This is a genomic window from Leptospira montravelensis (assembly GCF_004770045.1).
Taxonomy (GTDB): domain Bacteria; phylum Spirochaetota; class Leptospiria; order Leptospirales; family Leptospiraceae; genus Leptospira_A; species Leptospira_A montravelensis.
The window spans coordinates 173,462-190,817 of the sequence record NZ_RQFO01000016.1 but is presented as its reverse complement, the minus strand read 5'-3'; the positions used below and the strand labels follow the sequence as shown (position 1 = coordinate 190,817).

Sequence of the window (17,356 nt, the reverse complement as noted above, 5' to 3'; positions counted from 1 at the left end):
ATGGGAGCATGCTCTCCCTAATCATCGATAGAGTTGGTAACGTAAATATCTTCAATGTTTTGGAAGATCATCTTCCTGTCGAAGAATCCCATATTCAGTCTACGTTAGACGATGATTTAATATTAGAATATTTAGGAGAAGTGGAGAGACTTGTCCACGTTTCCCAATCGGTTCTTTCTAAACCAAACCAAATCCTCAATGCAGATATCTTACAAGATTTAAAAATCCTTGGTGAAACTTTCTACCAACAGTTTTTTCCACAATCGATTATTGAAAAATTAAAAAACACAACCAAACATAGCATTCATTTTAATATTGATCCAACTCTTGCCTTGGTTCCTTGGGAATTATTACATGACGGTACCAGTTTCCTTTCAGACAAATTTCGAATAGGAAAAACAATTCGAGGCGGGTTACACCGTCCTACCCATCATGAAAATCGAAAGATCAAAATGCTTATCATTGCCGATCCTACAGAAGACCTACCTCATGCACAAAAAGAAGGTGAGGTTTTATTTTCTGTTTTAAGCCAAAAAGTTCCTACACATCTTTTAGAGTTAGAGTTCATTGGTGGCAAACAAGTCACCAAACTAAAGTTACTTTCTCTAATAAAAGATAAACATATCATTCATTATTCAGGTCACCTTCATTTTTCAGATGATTCATTAGAAAACGGTTGGTTATTATCTGACGGTAAAGTATTAAAAGCACGTGAAATTAAATCAACGGGCATCGACACTGATTTAGTATTTTCTAATTCTTGTATGTCTGCAAAGTCAGCTGGCAAAAAATTAAATACGAATGTGATGAACCAATATGCAGGCGCATTTTTGACTGCCGGTATCAAAACTTTTGTCGGTACCAATTGGGAAATTTTAGACAACGAAAGAACTATCGATTTTACCGTAAGGTTTTATACTTTTTTGTTTTCTGACAAATCGGTAGGTGAGTCTTTGTTTTTGTCCAAAGAATTTGCAAGACGGAACTACCATGCTAATGATTTAACTTGGGCAAACTATGCATTGTATGGTAATCCAGATTTTTCTTTATTTGTTAAAGAAAGAAGAAACTTCCATTCAGCAAAAATTTTGAATCCAACATCAGTTTTGGAATTTTTCCCCACACCAATCGCCGTGGCGTATTCCAAGTTAGTGAACTCAGGAAAATCGAAAACAACTGGTAAAAACAATATCCTCGGTTTGGCTAAGTTGTTTGAAGCAATCAGTCAAGTGCTTGGGATGATGGTATTTAGTGATCATGCAGCCCATGCAATGAACAAATCTATTCCGAATAACCCTGATGATGCGGTTACACTACGAAAATGGTGGGAACTTGTTTATGGTTGTGTATGGGATTTTCAAAAACTTAAAATTTCAAGTATTTTAGAACAAGCTTTACCCGTTTTACACGAACAAAAAGAAACTATATTTAAAATCGTAGGGTGGATGGAATCTTGGGAAAGAGATGAAATCCAGGAAGAAGAAATTGAATCTTACCAAATCATTCTCCAGTTCTTTTTAGAAAACATGTTACTTGAGTTTTCCGAATTAGAAAAAATCAGTATTCTTCTCGTTTCAGAAAATCATAATCCCCATTTTTATTTTAAAGGGATAAAACCCGCTTACTTGTATCCATCTTCTCCTGGATCCAAAGACAAATTACAGGAACAACTTTCTAAACACAAAGGAAACCTTGTTCTGTTGCATGAAAGTCGTAAAATTGTGATTCCTTTTCCCACTTACTTTAAAGAAAAAAAGGAAACAGGAGATTTGGAACTTGTATTTAATGGACTCACTCCCTTTGTTTTAGGAGCTAAGCAGAATTGAGTTTATGCCATCCTGAATTTGGTAATGTATCTTGTGGTGCCTGCTGCGGTTTATTTAATTTAAAACTCCAACCAAAAGAATTTAAAACACTTTTGTTAGAAAGAACTTCTGAATTTCAGGCCACTGTTGATTTTGAAATTCGTCATACCTTTCCCATTTATCGCAAAGATAGAGAAACGAAAGAAACCTCCATTCCTAAAAAAGATGAGATGACTTACAATTGTCCTTTTTTGGGATACGTAGATAGCGCCAAACAACGAATTGGTTGTATGATTCATCCCATTTTTACGGGGGACCCCAAAAGCCAAAACTTTTCTTTTTACGGTGCCTCCATATGCCAAGCCTATGATTGTAAAAACAAAGATAGTGCATTGGCCGAACTTTGGGAAACTTTCTTTGTAGAAGTGGCAAAAGACTCGGTTGAATATTCTTTTTTATCTGCGGATCATATTTTTTCTAATGCAATCGAAAGGTATTTCCAATTAATTCACCAAAATATTGATTCTATGTTTCATGAGTTTCGTTTAGAGCTTATGGAATTGTTTCGAACGAGGTTACTAACTTCGGCGGAAAAAAATTTTACATCTTTTGAAATCAATTATGAGAGTTTTTCTGATCTGGAAGTTTTGGAAAAATATTTTACCAAAGAATTGGGTAATTTTTGGAAAGAGTGGAGAGAAGGTTTTAATAAAAAAAATCCCGGATAGAGGTTCTTATCCGGGTTTTGATTGAAATCAAATTTTGTTTACGCTTTTGATGTAACAGTTGCTACTTTTGCTTTTGTTTCAGCGACAACAGTGTTTGCTTTTCCAATGATAGTTTCTACTTGAGAAATTCCTTCTTGAAGGTATTTTCTAAGATTAACAGAAACTTCGCTTTGGTCTTGCGCACCTTTTGCTGCTAAGTTTTGGAATCCTGAGCTGATTTCAGAAAAAGCTTTTTCTGCTTCTACTTTTGCAGTGTTCACTGCGCCTAGGATGAAGTTTAATCCGTCTTTTACTTGTTGTTCCATTTTCATTTTTCCTTTTCGGTTATGTTTTGTGCAATGCACTATTCCTTTTTGTGCGGCGCACAGGGATCCGTCAACCCGTTTTTGTATTTTTTTTCCGTATCGCACCAAAAAAGTGGATCGATGACTCACCCGGAATTTTTGCCCATTCAGTGGAAATCGACTTATTTAGAACTTCTCGACCAACGTATTTTGCCAGGGAAAAAGGAATTTTTAAAGTTATCCACCGCCGAAGAAACCATTGTTGCCATTCGAGAAATGGCTGTAAGGGGAGCACCTGCCATTGCCATTACCGGGGTTTTTGCTCTTACTTTAGGCGCCAAATCTAGGTCAGGTGGTGTTGCTGAAAATGAAACAAACTCGTTACTTGCCTCTGTCCTTGAATCTCGTCCCACAGCCGTTAATTTGAGTTATGCCATTCGAGAAGCAAAACATCGAATCCAAGGAATTAAGGATTGGGAAACCGTAGCCAAAATTTGGGAATCGTATGGATTGGAAATGATGAAAGACGATTTGGCAGCAAACAAGGCTTTGGGGGAAAATGGAGTTTCCTTATTTCCAGAAAACCAATCTGAGTTTCATATCATCACTCATTGTAATACGGGAGCACTCGCTACTGCAGGACATGGCACTGCTCTTGGGGTCATTCGAAGTTTACGTGATGTTGGAAAGAAGGTGGTGGTGTATGCGGATGAAACTAGACCTTTTTTACAAGGTTCTAGGCTTACTGCATTTGAAATGATGGAAGAGGGAATTGAATGTTATATCATCACAGATGGAATGTCTGGTTGGTTGATGAATCATAAAAAAATTGATGCGGTACTCGTTGGATGTGACCGGGTAGCGGCCAATGGAGACACTGCCAACAAAATTGGAACTTACAATTTAGGGATTGTTGCCAAAGAACATGGGGTTCCATTTTATGTTTGTGCAACAAAAGATAGTTTTGATCTAAATTTGAAATCAGGCGAAGAAATTCCTATTGAAATGAGAAAAGAATCAGAAGTGACACAATTTGATTTTTTGAAAGATGCCTTTGGAAAGTATTTATTTCCTGAGGGAAAAACCTCACCTATAGGGGCAAGAGCTCTCAATCCTTCCTTCGACATTACCAAAGCGCACTTAATCAAAAACTTTATCACCGAATTCGGATGTTTTCCTCCTTCGGAGATTTCTAATCGTCTAAAGAGTGTATGACGGAATTTGCAATTTTAGGCGGTGGATGTTTTTGGTGTACGGAAGCTGTGTATCTTAGGATACCCGGCATTTTGTCTGTTACCTCTGGATATGCAGGTGGTTCTACTCCGCATCCAACATATAAAGAGATTTGTACTGGCACGACTGGTCATGCAGAAGTGATTAAAATTGAATATGATCCGGAGATAATCACATACTCTAAAATTTTGGAAATCTTTTGGGTTTCCCATGATCCCACCACTCTCAATAAACAAGGGAATGATGTAGGAACACAATATCGTTCCGTTATTTTTTATTTAAATGAAAAACAAAAAGAATTAGCTGTAGAATCAAAAAGAAAACATGCCTATTTATTTCCTGATCCCATTGTGACAGAAATTTCGGTGGCCCCAGAGTTTTATCCTGCAGAAGAGTACCACCAGAATTATTTTACTTTAAATCCGCAAAATCCCTATTGCCATTATGTGATTTTTCCCAAATTAAAAAAACTTGGATTAAAACTATAATCGTAGTAAGGTTATTTGCCTTTAAAAGCAGTTAACATTGCTTTTTCTTGGTTTGGGAAGAAATTCATCACAAATGCAGTTTGAGCTTTGGTGATTTTTTCTACCTGCCTTCTGTATTTGATGATGGCACCAGGGTGAGCCGTATTTCGTACAACCACTTTGACATTGTCTTGGTTGTAACGTGCCCCTTTTAACTCTTCTATTTTTGATCTGAGTAATTCTACTGTTTTGTTTTTTTTCTGATAAGCATCGAAGATTTCTTTGAACTTTTCTTTTCTGGCATCATCTAATTTTCCACGAGATCTCTGTACCACTTCTTTGATTTTTTGAATTTCTGGTACAAGTGCTTCTAACTCACGTTCAAATTCAGCAAGTCTAGAACTCCCTTCGGTTAGGAGCCTATCATTTCTGAAATGAAATCCTACTTCTACAACTGTATCCATTTGTGCGGTAGAACCGAGTGAAGATACAGTAATTCCTTGGTAAGAAATGATATCTGATCCAATGAGTGAGGAAGATTCTCCCGTTAGGATTACATTACCTAAACATAGGATTTTACTTCCTAAAATAAAATTTTCGACAATACAATCTCCATCAATTTCGAGATTAGCATTTTCAATGAATTTCGCGCGAAGATCACCTTTGATGCGAATGACACCTTTGCCTTTCGCTTTTACTCCACCTTTGACTTCTAAGTCTTCACCGACAACAACATCGGAAGACTCAACATTCCCATCTAAATATAAAGAACCTTGGCAATTAACAATGGCACCTTCTTCGATGGTCCCTTTCACTCGGATGGTTCCTTCAAAGTTGATGTTTCCAGTTCCTAGGCCAATATTACTTTCAATATTTAATTCAGGAGATACTGTAAGAGATGTGTCTGTAGAAAACACAACTCCGCTAAGAGATGCAAAATATTCTTTGAGTTGGCGACCTGGTTTTTCTGGATCATCCACAGTTTTTGGAAGAACGTTTTTTCCTAAAGTGAGCCTTGGTCTATCGATGGGATTAGGGTAAATTGGATTTCCTAAAACATCTATTCCTTGTTCGCCGGCAATTCCTTCAAACAATGTAGCAAGTCTTTCGCCTTCTTTTACGTGAACATATTTATTAATATTTCTATAATCTGCGGATCCGTCATCTTTCAAAACAACACGTTGTGCTCTTGGAAAATAAAATTTAATCCAACCACTTTCGCCTTGTTTGGGAGGTTTCCCTTGCGCTACTATAAAATTAAAATCTTCTTTAACTTTGGTGGGATCTTTCAGGATTTTGTCGATTTCGATTGCGGCTAAATCAACCTCTTTCATCAAAATCCGATCTCTATGAATGGAAGCATTGTCAAGAGCTTCGTAAATTAATATATTGCTCATCGAACCGCCTAACAACCATATTGGTTTTGCCACCAAAGTTGCTGTAAGTCGATCCTCGGAGATTTGGATTTTCAGTCCCCGTTCCGGATTGAAGTCCGGTGCATTTTTAACGTCCATTCTGTTAAAAGTATCGGCATTTTTTTTATGAGAAACGACAAAATCTATCGATTCAGCCAATATAGAAAACTTCCAAAAGTTTGGAGGAGGGCGGGGACTCCAAAAATCTGGGAGTGGAGGGGCAGGCTATCTCCGTGGGTGAGGGCGGTGGAAGTGCGGTGGACATAAGGAATTCGTTTTTTCTGGAAAAGGAGGGCCAATTTTTCTGATTCCTCGGGGGAAATCACGGAATCCGTCTGTCCGTGCAGGAGAGATACCGGACCATCCAAAGTTTCCAACTGGTAAAAAGGGGAAAGATTTTCCGGGAGATTTTCAGGAACAGTGTCCAAGACTCGTTTTGCTAATTGCATACGGAAGTTTCCATCCGCTCCCACTTGGGAAAAAAATTCTCTCGCTTGGGAAGATGTTTTTTTCAAGAGGTCTTCCGACCGGGCATCGGTTCCCTGTCTTTTTAGCCCATTGTCCAATGCGGCTTCGTAATAAACAGATTCTAACTCTTCTGCCAGTTTTGGTTCAAAACGACGGAGCATATTAAAAAGAATCACATACACAGCATAAGGATCGATATGGTAATTTGAAAAAACAAAGGGAACCGCATCTAAAAAATTACAATAGGCACCAATCACCATCGATGTTTTGATTTTGTTTCTTGTATTGGATTTGGAAGCGGCAATGAGTCCCATTCCACCAGAAAAACTTGCTGATAAGTATCCTAAATCCTTTCCGTTGAACAATTGTTTTGCGGAGTGGATTTCCATCATTAAATCTTGGATATTGGAAATTGTTTTTTCTTCGATCCTTAGCCCTTTCACTTCTGGAAGTTCGGGAAGGATCACACTATGATTGGAACTAGCAATGTTTTCTGCTAGTTCTATAATCCTAAGGTCATCGATACCCATAGCACTCATACCATGTTGGATATAAACACCTGGTAACGAATTTGGATTTTTTCCTGTGGGATAAAAATGAAATGCTCTTCTACCTGTATCGGGTAGTCGCAGTTCCTTACGTTCTAAAGATTTTTTTTGTTTTAACCCAGCGTAACTCAAAATGAGTGGAATTGCCAAAACATAAGGTTTCATTCAGATTTAGTTTTTGGGAGTGGGGAATTTTTCCAACAATAAAATCAAATAAAGACGACCCATATATTCTTCTCCTCTTCTGTCTTTGAGATTGAAGATAAGAATGTATTGGCGAAAATGTTCTAGAGAGATGGGAACTAATTTATGGTTTAAATTCTCTGGTGGCAAAATGTCAATTTCGTAACGCCCCAGTCTCATTTCTGTGATTAATTTCCCAGCAATCTGGTTTGCAAATTCCATCATGATGGATGCAGAATGAGAACGGGATGTTGGATCAATCTGAAAGGCTTTGGCAATTTTTGGAAGGAGTTTTAATTTTGTATAACCATCTAATGCTAAATATACTTTCCCATTGATATCACCAACAAATTCAACAAGTGTACAGTTTTCAAAACACAGCCCCTCGTTTTTGGAAGGACCATAGGCCTCACGTTCTGCATAGATCAGTAAGGTTTTTTGAAAATGTTCCGGCAATACTTGCGAAACTGTCAGAATGAATTTTTCATCAATGAGTGGATCCATTTACGCTGCGTTGTAGAGGATACTTTCTTCTAAAGATTTGTATGCTGCTTTAATCCAAATATCAAATTTGATTCCAGGAATGGATTGGTTGGAATAACCAAGGGCCACTTCGGATGGATATCCAAGACTATCAAGTTCTTCAATGAACTGTTTGAAAAAATCTGAAAAAATATCGAGTTTATCATTAGGAATCATCGCTGCATATAAGTCCTCTTCCAATTGATACAAACCTAAGCCAATACTGGCATTTTGTTTTCCAAGTACGTTGAGTCCAATGGCAATTTCTGTTTGGAAGTTTGTATTGATGAATTTGAAAAGGATTAGAGTGACATTTTCCTTTGATTCAAATATGGATTTAGCCATCGCATAAAAATGTGAAGTATTAAAAAGTTTGGAAACTGGATGTTTCATCACTTTGGCGTATTCTTTTTTAGCCATTATCTTTTCGGAAATGATCGTAGATTTTTCCCAGAAGGATTGAATTTCAGATTCTTTCCATGTTTCTTTTGTGGAAAAACATAAAAAACCAAATAGATGTGCATTGATTGTTAATGGAACATATAACTTGCGTTTGCCTATGGAAATGGCAGGGAGTAATTCTTTAATTCTTCCTTCTTCGTATTCATTCCATTCCACTGCATTGTCATCTGTTTCAACTAACATTTCTGCTTTTTGCCAAAAACATTCCTTAAACTCTTTCCCGTCATAGTAAAAGTATTGGATGGAGCTGAGTTTTTCATAAGAAAAAGGAAATGGAGATTCTTTTACTGTTTCGCAGAATAAAAATCTTTCTTCGGCTTGGATCTCTTCACGGGCTAGTAACACTGGATCTTTTTTCCAAAGTATTTCTTTTGTTTTGGGTTCGGCGTTGGAGGCTTTCGTTGGTAATGAAGTTTCTGTATCAAAAACAACATCGGTCTTTGGATCTTGTGCGACTAATCCATCCGGATTCGAATGTAGTTCTAAAGTTTGGGAAGGTTCCGGTTTTTGAAAATCCAAACTGTATAAAAACAATGCGAGTAATAAACAGGAAACGGTAAGCAATGTAAAACTCACCCAGGAAAAATAAAATGTATATTGAAGGATGACTCCAATGATAAAAAAAATTGTGGGAATTGTATATCGTTTCATGGTTACTTAGCCGTTACTTACAATAACGGGTAAAATGGGGATTCGCTGAACTGATTTTCCCTTTCCGCTAGGGGCAAATGAAACTCTATTCCGAATTGGCCGAATACTATTTTACCATCGAAGAACCCAGTCGCAAGTTTTCGGAAGAAATCCTTTTCCTGCGAGATACATTTAAGCGACATAAAATACACACAGTTCTAGACATTGGGTGTGGGACAGGGGAACATATCAAAGAACTCCAAGGAATGGGTTTTAAACCACTGGGTGTGGATGGATCTCCAAGGATGTTGGAGATTGCCAAAGCCCGCTTTCCTCATTGTCAATTTGAACAAGGGAAAATGGAAGCCTATGTCGCCAAACAACCTGTTGATGCAGTGATTTGTTTGTATGGAACCTTTAATTATCTTATCAACGATGATTTGGTTCAAAATTTCCTACGTAATTGTTATAAAAACTTAAAACAAGCCGGGCTTTTGGTTTTAGAAATTTGGAATGCGGATCCTATCCACCGCATCAAACGAAAACCCATCACCACTGTGAGTAATGTGCGCCAAGGGACAACATCCATTCGTAGGAATCGAGGATTTCGATTAACAAGAGCAGACGATGTGGCCATAGTCGAAGTGAACTATGTATACAATCTAAATCAAAAAGATTTAAAAGACAAACATACCATGCGTGTGTTTCATTTCCCGCAAGTTCGAAATTTCTTAGACGATAATAAGTTTGATGTTCTCCATGTTTATAGCAATTACGACGGCGAAAAATATATAAAAACCGGCGCAAGGATGCTCATCGTAGCCAAAAAGAGGTCTTGACTTTCCATTTTTCGTACGGTATCCCAATCTATTGGGAGAACCTATGTCTAGTCCAAACCATTTCCAAGTCATCGTCATTGGAGGAGGGCCCGGCGGTTATGTCGCTGCCATCCGTGCTGCACAATTAGGATTACAAACTTGCCTTGTGGAACGCGAAAAACTCGGCGGAGTGTGTTTGAACTGGGGTTGTATTCCCACCAAAGCCCTGTTAGAAAGTGCACATGTTTTGGAACATTTAAAACATGCTGCTAGTTTCGGATTGTCCTGCGATAATATCAAAGCTGATTTTGATGCCGTGATCAAACGTTCCCGTTCTGTGGCAGACCAAATGGCCAAAGGTGTTGAGTTTCTCATGAAGAAAAACAAAATCACCGTGATTAGCGGTGAGGCCAGTTTCCAAAATTCTAAAACCATCCAAGTAAAGCCAAGTTCCGGTGAACCTTCCACCTATACTGCCGATTTTTATATTTTAGCGGTGGGTGCTAAAAACAAAGCCCTTCCTTTTTTGCCTTTTGACGGCAAACGTGTGTTATCTGCAAGAGATGCCATGATCGAACCAAAAGTCATTCCGAACCTTGCCATCATTGGGGCTGGCGCCATTGGAGTGGAGTTCGCAGATTTTTATGCAAGTATGGGTTCTAAGGTAACCATCATTGAATTCCAAGACCATCTCCTTCCCAATGAAGATTTGGAAATTTCTGGAATCCTGGAAAGAAGTTTTAAAAAACGAGGGATTGAACAGTATTTGAGCCATGGAGTGGAAACGGCTTCCGTCACCGATGCGGGAGTGGAACTTACCATACAAGATCGTAAGTCCGCAAAAAAAGAAAAGTTGAACTTTGATAAGGTGATTGTTGGGGTGGGAATAACACCTAACACTGGTAATATTGGTTTAGATGAGATTGGAATCAAATTAAAAAATGGATTTGTGGATTTTGTTGGTAACTACCGTTCCACTGTGGATCATATTTATGCCATTGGGGATTGTATTGCCACGCCAGCACTCGCCCATGTGGCCAGTGCCGAAGGGATTCGTGCGGCAGAAGATATTTCTGTGCGAGTCGGTAACCCTCACCATTTACAAATCGCAAGACTCAACTATTCTTATATTCCGGGATGTACGTATTGCCATCCAGAAGTGGCAAGTGTGGGCCTTACGGAAGAAAAAGCAAAAGCAATGGGATATGAAATCACTGTAGGTAAATTTCCTTTTACCGCGAGTGGCCGTGCCCAGGCCCAAGGGGATACCACCGGAATGGTAAAAATTGTTTCTGATAAAAAACACGGGGAAATTTTAGGAGCCCATATCATTGGGAGTGGGGCCACTGAAATGATCGCAGAATTGACGCTAGGTGCCAATATGGAAATCACAGTACGGGAACTGGCAAACACCATCCATGCCCATCCTACGTTATCGGAAGGAATTATGGAAAGTGCGGCGGCGGTGCTCGGGGAAGCGATTAATATTTAGGGATGATCGGACTTGGAAATACTACGACAAATGCAAGTATCTCTTTCTCGCAACGCGGTGATACCACTGTACAAGGTTCCTATTCCCTTGCAGGTGGTGTCCAACTTGCCGGTGACATCACCACCAATGGTGCTGCCAATATTGGCCTAAACTACAACCCTACAGGAGAAGGGCCTAGACGAGATTGGAACTTCTCTTTCATGTATGATATGGCGGGCACTGGACTTTCTGGTAGCATTGGGTATACTGATCCTGGATCAAACTTAGGTCTTACTTCTACCTTCAACCAGGATGGAATGTCCACATCCGCAGAGCTAACCGGTGTTGGTATCGCGACCAATGGCCCTGATGGTTTCCAAATGGACGAAATCAACTTCGCCGAACAAAATATTAACGCCGCTCAGGACAGAACGCAAGATGACCAGAACCCAAATGGTATAGGTAGTGAAGAATCCCCGCCAAATGATAACGACTTTTTTGATGATATGACTAACGCAGGTACAGCTCTAGCGGGTTTACTTGCTGGTGGTGCCGCTGTCGTCACTGGACTGTTTGGTGGAACACCTACGCCAGCTGCAGGAGGTGCCGCTACACCAGTGCCTAGTGCAAGCGAGACGGTTGTGTTAGAGAGAGATCGAAGGAGAGAAGAGGAGGAGGGGGGTGTTGCGGATAATCAAGAAAGGGATAGAACCAATGATCAGCCTTCCAAAGAATATACTATGGATGGAAACTACGATCTTACTCAACCAATAAAGGATGGTATTCTAAATTTACTAGATGGATTCATTCCTGATCTATCTCTACCTAACCTAGGAATTCCTGATAATATCTTATCCGATATTGCTTCATTACTTTCTGGCGAAGGTCTAAGCACTCCGATGGCCGGACCAAAAGATATACCTGGTTGGTTAAGAGCTTTTGGGCCTCTTGTTGGACTACCTATTTCTTTTACGGAAAGTGGGAATGGGAATTATAATAATGAATCGTTGGTTAAAAAACCAGGAGAAAAACTTCCCCCTCCTATCGAGCCAAACAGCAAGGATTATCAGATATTAAAAACAAAAGTATTGGATAGATTCTTTGGAAGAGATAATGATGTTAGTGCAGTACCAGCAAAGATTTATGTGGAAGAACTTTTGAAAGACAGTAATCTTTCACCTGCTGATAAAAATTATCTCAGAGGTTATACTCAATCGTTGTATAAAGATCAAAAAACTTATGCGACTATGAAAAAAGATTATGAGAATGGGAAAATTCCGGATACTTATAAACCAAATGTTGGATTTGCACCTTTATTGCCGGGAGCGCAACACCTAGCTTTGGGAGAAACAACCGAACCGATTCCTTCCGGTGGAAGAGATCGGGTGTACGAAAATGGTGTGGTTATCCGAGAGAGGGATATTGTACTGGATAGGGATCAGTTGGTTAAAGAAGCGGATGAAATGAGAAAACATTGGGAGAAAGACCACCCTGGCTCGATAAAGTACCCAGAAGTAACATCTGATATGGCAATAGGAAATGATAGTCGCGTTGCCCATATGATTCCCTATTCAGGAGTTGATGCCAATGGAAACGTTTTATGGACATCATATAATACACACCCAGAGGACTTTACACATAGATATACTACCAAAGAAATGGCCGATTTTGCTGTTTCATTTGCAAGCAACTGGAACCAATTTCAGAAAGCATCGAATGGTACCGCTGTGCCATTAAGTTGGAACGATTTTTCGATGCCAGGAAATGGACAGTCGCTACTACACCATGACAAAGGTAGGTTTCCTTTTGATATGATGATACCTTCAAAAAATGGAGAGACTCTCCAATACTTTGACGACCGAAAGGATTCAAATTCAAGCCCAACATACAATGGAGAAGTTGTAAATCTTAACCCAAATTATGACCGTGAAAAAACAATAAACATGATAAAGATCCTTGGAGAATCTGCTCCTCCTGGGAAAAAAGTACATGTGTATTTTAATGACCCAGTAATTATTAAGTATTTCGAGGGAACAAACATTGAAGTAGAATTTGCAACCAAACATGATAACCATATAGACGTTAGGTTGAAATGATTAAATCCGCGACTACAATCTTATTCGTTTTTGTGTTTGTATTCCTAGTATGTAAAGAATCAGTCGAAAAGCGTTCGTTGGAAAAAAAATCCGATTCACAAAATGAAACTGTATTAAAAAAAAGAATGCCTCACCTTTCTGTATTTGAAAATATTGCATCTAATTCAAATCAAATATGCGCATACTTATATGAATATTTTGAACTAACAGGAAGGCCTAATGTAAAAATCGTCAATGGCCAAGAATATTGCGAATTTAATTTTCATGGAATGCAATTCAAAGTAGAGACTCAAAACAAAGGGAAATGGTACTGGTTCATTGATTTAAAAATATGGAATCCTGCATTGAAAATTAAAAAGTTGTATGGAATTGAAATCGTAAATCAGAAAATTGAACATTTAAACTCAACTAATCATTGCTATGATTTCGGAGTGGCAACTGACCGCTATACAGACAATTCACCAGGGTGGAAATTTGCACCCTGCGGAGCTGCTAAAGTAATAAGGTTTAATAATGGCAAAATTGATCATGCCGAATTGTATTGTTATCAAACGCATAATGATGGACTTCCAATTCCTAAGCAGTCCAAGTTCAATGAACTAGCGGTTAGCTGCGGAAGCCTGTTTGTATTTAAAGACGACAGTATTTCTCAAAAAGAAAACAATTCTGTATATGATGGTAAAATCAAATGTGACAATGAATGTTTTGAATTTTCACCTTATCTTGCCAAGGGTGAATATATGATCCGCAAAAAAAATACTATCTTACGCAGTAAACCAACACGCAGCAGCGAAGTTATCTCAACATACCAAATCGATGACAAACTAGAGGTATTAGAGGATGTTGGAAATTTGGAGAGAATATCATTCCAAGTGGCACCTTGGGTTCGTGTGCGTATGTTTGATGGAAGAGAAGGTTATATTTTTGGTAGTTTACTCAAAAAAGAAGATGAATTTTGGCCTCCATACTGATCGAACCTCAATCGCCAAAACCAAAACCCCTCCCCCGCGCCACCGATCGTAGCGGAAATCCGCAAGGATTGCAGCGAAGAGCGGGATCGGTTAACAAGGGAAACTTTCATCCACCTAACCAATTCGAGGCGCCCCTTTCTTCAATCTTATCTAAAGCTATCTCAATCTTCTTTTATCTCTAAACAACGCTGCATCCAGTCCCAGGTTTCTTTTGGTCTTTCGAAGGGAAAAAAATGAGTGAAGCCGGGGAAGATGGTCACATCGGATTTGGGATGTTTTTTTGCGAGGAGGTGGGCATACTTTGGGCTACAGACTTCGAATTTTTCTGGGATCGCGATATGGTTTTCCGTTTTGATGCCATAGAAGTTTTTGAAGACATGGAAGTGGGCATGTCCAAAGATTTGGGCTTCGACTTTTGGATCACAACATAATTTGACTTCTGAGTCATGGCCGGTGCTCTCAAAACAAGAGTTTAGATAATCTTCGAAGATGGAAGGTTCGAAGTTGGCAAAGGCGGGAAATTTTCGAAACGACCGCCTAACAAGCTCTATGGATTTAAAATGAGTTCTTCTTTTTTTAGCACCTTTTGCCAAAGGGTTTTCTAAAAACTTTGAAAGAAGGATAAGTTTCCAACCTAAGATGACAGGATCCATCGCTAGAACTTTATCAAAACGATTTGGTTCTTTGGCAGCGGCAAGGAGAGAGGAAGCTCCACCGAGTGAGTGGCCAATGATATTTGTTTTGGATATAGATTCATGGTCAAGAAGTGTGAGGATTTGGTCTCGAAACACATTCCAGTTATTAAATTTTAAACTAAACTCAGAACGGCCATGTCCCAAAAAATCAGGAGCGATGACTCGGTAGTGTTTGGATAATAATTCAAAATAATAATTGTAACAGCCGGCACTATAACCATTGGCATGACAGAAAACGAGAATGGGACCCGGAGTTTCCGAATCTAAGTAAGCACATTCCCAGTTTCTGAACCGAAAGGATTTTTGTTTCATTTTTCTATTTGACCCTTCCCGATTTAGATCGGATTTTGTCTCTATCTCATGCAATTCCAGGTTATCCTCTTCTTCTGTATAGCTGTATTCTTCAATGCCTTGGCTAATATTTTAATTAAATCTTCTTCCATGCAAGACCAAACCAAATCGTTGTCAGGTGGTCTTTGGGATACAATCTTTACGGTGCTTAATCCTTACTTTATTGGTGGGCTTGCTAGTTTCGGTTTGGCTTTACTTGGGTATCGTTATGTTTTAGGAAAAGGTTTGAAGTTATCACTGGCTTATCCTGTGTTTACTTCTAGTGGTTTTATCATTGTACTCATTGCCTCTTCCCTCTTTTTTAAAGAACGGTTAAATTTAACGCAGTGGATTGGGATTGCCTTTATTTTGATTGGCGTTTGGCTCACCGCCTTGCAAATGTTTGATGTTAAATCATAAATCTTGAAACCAAACTCTGTTTCCTTAAAACTAAAAACATTACTTTTTCTATTTTGTTTTCTTTCTTTTTCTTTTTGTAAAAAAACAGGTTCAGATACTGGACCTGAATCCAATCTTCCTGACACAACAAAACGTCCGAATGTAATTTGGATTGTGATTGATTCGCTTCGGGGTGATATCATTGGTCGTTATGGGGTCACACCTAACTTGGAATTGTTTGCGGAAAATGCCGTAACTTTTAAGTATCATTTGGTCAATGCCGCTTGGACAAGACCATCCACACTTGTTTTTTTTACTGGCAAATATGCCTCAGCAAACCCTGTTAATTTTTGGGATTATCCTACTACAAAATCTGAGGTTGATGCTTTTTACAGGAGTGAAAAACGTCCCCTTCCCAAGTTATTAAAAGATTATTCGTTTGATACGTATATGGTGGGAAACAATCCATTTTTGACCGATAAGTTTGGGTTAGGAGTGGATGTCGGCTTTGACCAGTTATACGACTTTTCCAATTACAGCGAAGACACAAAAAAAATTACCAAAAAAACATTTGAAGTTTTGAATGAAATTTCCTCACAAGATAAACCGTTTTTTTTGTTTTTAAATTATAACGATCCGCATAAACCTTACACGCCACCCCAAGGATTTACCAACCGAATCCAAACAAACGAAGTTTTAGAGGAGCGGAAAATGAATTATTTGGGTGAGGTCGCTTTTGTTGATGAGGAACTTGGGAAAGTTTTTGCAGAACTAAAAAACAAAAATCTTTGGGAGAATACTGTTGTTCTCATCACAGCTGACCACGGTGAGGTGATGCATGCCGCCCACGCCATCTCTCCTTTTACCGGGACCAATACGTATTATGGACATGGTCAGGATTTGTTTTTGGAAAATATCCATGTGCCACTCCTGATGAAATTGCCGGGTTCTCATTCGAAACAGTCCATCCAAACCATGACAAGATCCATTGATTTGTTTCCAACAGTACTCGATTATGTGGGTTTACCGATTCCCAATTCGATCCAAGGAAAGAGTTTAAAACCATTGATTGAAAATAAAGAGACCACCAAGCGAACGTACTACGGTGAAACCAGATTTACACAAGGGTATGGAGAAGGACATGAGTTTCTTTTGCAAAGGTCTTACCGGTTTCATGAACTCGGAAAATTTTGGTTAGGTTCTGTGGGAAGTGAGTTTTATTTGTATTCGGATACAAAAAAAGATCCTAACCAAGAAAATCCATTAAGAATTTCGAATATTGCTACCATTCAGGATATGAAATTACCACCAGATTTGGAAAAAAAAATCCTTAGGTTTTGGAAACAAATTCGTTCGATGGAACCCAAACTGCCGTTATATCATCTTTCCATCCAACCGGAATCAAAAGATACAGAAGTTTTAATCCGTGTTCCCAGTGGAACCATTCGTATGGCATCTTATCCGTCAGATCTTCATTTGGAAGAAAAGGGAAAGTTCGTGTTCATCCAATCCAAACGAAAAGATCCTTTTGAAATTAGTTTTGAAGTGTATCCTGATGTGAGTTTTCCCGAATTTACCGTATCGTTTTCTAAAAAACAAATTCCTAAATCGGAAATTTTTACAGGATACTTTGGAGTGAGTTTGGCATCTTGTCAGTCCAACTGTGATCTGTTATATGAATCGGGACCAAAGCGTCCAGTCATCCATCCGAAAGCAAAGGTTTATTTTTGGAAAGAAGGTGGCCTAAAAAAATCTTATTCTTCCAAACAAGAATTAGGAACCGATGCTTTAGAGATATTGAAGAAACAAGGTTATGTGCAGTAGTAAGTAT

16 protein-coding genes are annotated in these 17,356 nt (G+C 38.8%); 10 read left to right on the top strand and 6 right to left on the bottom strand.

The annotated features are described in order from the left end of the window. Positions 1-8 precede the first annotated feature (8 nt). Both EHQ31_RS11280 and EHQ31_RS11275 read left to right on the top strand, forming a co-directional pair. Positions 9-1,826, top strand: a complete 1,818-nt coding sequence (locus tag EHQ31_RS11280) for a CHAT domain-containing protein (RefSeq protein WP_135573665.1) — start codon at positions 9-11, stop codon at positions 1,824-1,826. Continuing rightward, complete coding sequence (locus tag EHQ31_RS11275; RefSeq protein WP_135573667.1) at positions 1,823-2,533, top strand: hypothetical protein; 711 nt, start codon at positions 1,823-1,825, stop codon at positions 2,531-2,533. Before EHQ31_RS11280 ends, EHQ31_RS11275 begins: the two co-directional genes overlap by 4 nt. 38 nt (positions 2,534-2,571) lie before the next feature. Here the strand turns inward: EHQ31_RS11275 and EHQ31_RS11270 are convergent, their stop codons facing one another. Then, positions 2,572-2,838: a sigma-54 down-regulated protein gene (locus EHQ31_RS11270; RefSeq protein ID WP_135573669.1), complete on the bottom strand. Its 267-nt coding sequence runs from the start codon at positions 2,836-2,838 to the stop codon at positions 2,572-2,574. Between the two features lie 120 nt (positions 2,839-2,958). Between EHQ31_RS11270 and mtnA the strand changes: the two genes are divergently transcribed. Both mtnA and msrA read left to right on the top strand, forming a co-directional pair. Further along, positions 2,959-4,032, top strand: coding sequence for an S-methyl-5-thioribose-1-phosphate isomerase (mtnA, locus tag EHQ31_RS11265; protein WP_135573671.1), 1,074 nt, complete (start codon positions 2,959-2,961; stop codon positions 4,030-4,032). After that, positions 4,029-4,538: a peptide-methionine (S)-S-oxide reductase MsrA gene (msrA, locus tag EHQ31_RS11260; protein WP_135573673.1), complete on the top strand. Its 510-nt coding sequence runs from the start codon at positions 4,029-4,031 to the stop codon at positions 4,536-4,538. Before mtnA ends, msrA begins: the two co-directional genes overlap by 4 nt. Before the next feature lie 11 nt (positions 4,539-4,549). Here the strand turns inward: msrA and EHQ31_RS11255 are convergent, their stop codons facing one another. Genes EHQ31_RS11255 through EHQ31_RS11240 form a run of 4 tightly spaced genes read right to left on the bottom strand, consistent with a single transcriptional unit; the run spans position 4,550 to position 8,766 of the window. Next, the gene (locus EHQ31_RS11255; RefSeq protein WP_135574126.1) at positions 4,550-6,031 is read right to left on the bottom strand and encodes a DUF342 domain-containing protein; all 1,482 of its coding nucleotides are present in this window, start codon (positions 6,029-6,031) and stop codon (positions 4,550-4,552) included. Positions 6,032-6,075: 44 nt separating this feature from the next. Next, positions 6,076-7,113, bottom strand: a complete 1,038-nt coding sequence (locus EHQ31_RS11250; protein WP_135573675.1) for an alpha/beta hydrolase — start codon at positions 7,111-7,113, stop codon at positions 6,076-6,078. Positions 7,114-7,119: 6 nt separating this feature from the next. Continuing rightward, positions 7,120-7,635 (bottom strand): chemotaxis protein CheX, encoded by a 516-nt coding sequence (locus tag EHQ31_RS11245; protein WP_135573676.1) that lies wholly within the window; start codon positions 7,633-7,635, stop codon positions 7,120-7,122. Beyond that, complete coding sequence (locus EHQ31_RS11240) at positions 7,636-8,766, bottom strand: hypothetical protein (protein ID WP_135573678.1); 1,131 nt, start codon at positions 8,764-8,766, stop codon at positions 7,636-7,638. Positions 8,767-8,843: 77 nt separating this feature from the next. Here EHQ31_RS11240 and EHQ31_RS11235 point away from each other — a divergent pair, with 77 nt between their 5' ends. The 4 genes from EHQ31_RS11235 to EHQ31_RS11220 all read left to right on the top strand — a co-directional run bounded on the left by EHQ31_RS11235 (position 8,844) and on the right by EHQ31_RS11220 (position 14,101). Next, on the top strand, positions 8,844-9,584 hold the full coding sequence (locus EHQ31_RS11235) for a class I SAM-dependent DNA methyltransferase (RefSeq protein ID WP_135573680.1): 741 nt from the start codon (positions 8,844-8,846) through the stop codon (positions 9,582-9,584). A gap of 43 nt (positions 9,585-9,627) precedes the next feature. Next, the gene (gene lpdA, locus EHQ31_RS11230) at positions 9,628-11,055 is read left to right on the top strand and encodes a dihydrolipoyl dehydrogenase (RefSeq protein ID WP_135573682.1); all 1,428 of its coding nucleotides are present in this window, start codon (positions 9,628-9,630) and stop codon (positions 11,053-11,055) included. 2 nt (positions 11,056-11,057) lie between these two features. Beyond that, the gene (locus tag EHQ31_RS11225) at positions 11,058-13,130 is read left to right on the top strand and encodes a hypothetical protein (protein WP_135573684.1); all 2,073 of its coding nucleotides are present in this window, start codon (positions 11,058-11,060) and stop codon (positions 13,128-13,130) included. A gap of 77 nt (positions 13,131-13,207) precedes the next feature. Then, positions 13,208-14,101 carry an SH3 domain-containing protein gene (locus tag EHQ31_RS11220; protein ID WP_167481658.1) on the top strand — a complete coding sequence of 298 codons (894 nt, stop codon included), beginning with the start codon at positions 13,208-13,210 and terminating at the stop codon, positions 14,099-14,101. Positions 14,102-14,262: 161 nt separating this feature from the next. Here the strand turns inward: EHQ31_RS11220 and EHQ31_RS11215 are convergent, their stop codons facing one another. Continuing rightward, positions 14,263-15,162 carry an alpha/beta fold hydrolase gene (locus tag EHQ31_RS11215; RefSeq protein WP_135573688.1) on the bottom strand — a complete coding sequence of 300 codons (900 nt, stop codon included), beginning with the start codon at positions 15,160-15,162 and terminating at the stop codon, positions 14,263-14,265. On the opposite strand from EHQ31_RS11215, the gene EHQ31_RS11210 reads away from it, so the two are divergent. Together EHQ31_RS11210 and EHQ31_RS11205 are read left to right on the top strand one after the other, a co-directional pair. Then, complete coding sequence (locus EHQ31_RS11210; protein ID WP_135573690.1) at positions 15,157-15,546, top strand: DMT family transporter; 390 nt, start codon at positions 15,157-15,159, stop codon at positions 15,544-15,546. The genes EHQ31_RS11215 and EHQ31_RS11210 overlap by 6 nt on opposite strands. A gap of 3 nt (positions 15,547-15,549) precedes the next feature. Next, positions 15,550-17,349, top strand: a complete 1,800-nt coding sequence (locus tag EHQ31_RS11205; protein WP_135573692.1) for a sulfatase — start codon at positions 15,550-15,552, stop codon at positions 17,347-17,349. Positions 17,350-17,356: the final 7 nt, after the last annotated feature.

What these genes read in the sequence shown, in the direction of transcription:
- EHQ31_RS11280 (WP_135573665.1), top strand. Translation starts at nt 9, where the DNA reads ATGCTCTCCCTAATCATCGATAGAGTTGGTAACGTAAATATCTTCAAT.
- EHQ31_RS11270 (WP_135573669.1), bottom strand. Translation starts at nt 2,838, where the DNA reads ATGGAACAACAAGTAAAAGACGGATTAAACTTCATCCTAGGCGCAGTG.
- mtnA (WP_135573671.1), top strand. Translation starts at nt 2,959, where the DNA reads ATGACTCACCCGGAATTTTTGCCCATTCAGTGGAAATCGACTTATTTA.
- msrA (WP_135573673.1), top strand. Translation starts at nt 4,029, where the DNA reads ATGACGGAATTTGCAATTTTAGGCGGTGGATGTTTTTGGTGTACGGAA.
- EHQ31_RS11255 (WP_135574126.1), bottom strand. Translation starts at nt 6,031, where the DNA reads ATGGACGTTAAAAATGCACCGGACTTCAATCCGGAACGGGGACTGAAA.
- EHQ31_RS11250 (WP_135573675.1), bottom strand. Translation starts at nt 7,113, where the DNA reads ATGAAACCTTATGTTTTGGCAATTCCACTCATTTTGAGTTACGCTGGG.
- EHQ31_RS11245 (WP_135573676.1), bottom strand. Translation starts at nt 7,635, where the DNA reads ATGGATCCACTCATTGATGAAAAATTCATTCTGACAGTTTCGCAAGTA.
- EHQ31_RS11240 (WP_135573678.1), bottom strand. Translation starts at nt 8,766, where the DNA reads ATGAAACGATATACAATTCCCACAATTTTTTTTATCATTGGAGTCATC.
- EHQ31_RS11235 (WP_135573680.1), top strand. Translation starts at nt 8,844, where the DNA reads ATGAAACTCTATTCCGAATTGGCCGAATACTATTTTACCATCGAAGAA.
- lpdA (WP_135573682.1), top strand. Translation starts at nt 9,628, where the DNA reads ATGTCTAGTCCAAACCATTTCCAAGTCATCGTCATTGGAGGAGGGCCC.
- EHQ31_RS11225 (WP_135573684.1), top strand. Translation starts at nt 11,058, where the DNA reads ATGATCGGACTTGGAAATACTACGACAAATGCAAGTATCTCTTTCTCG.
- EHQ31_RS11210 (WP_135573690.1), top strand. Translation starts at nt 15,157, where the DNA reads ATGCAATTCCAGGTTATCCTCTTCTTCTGTATAGCTGTATTCTTCAAT.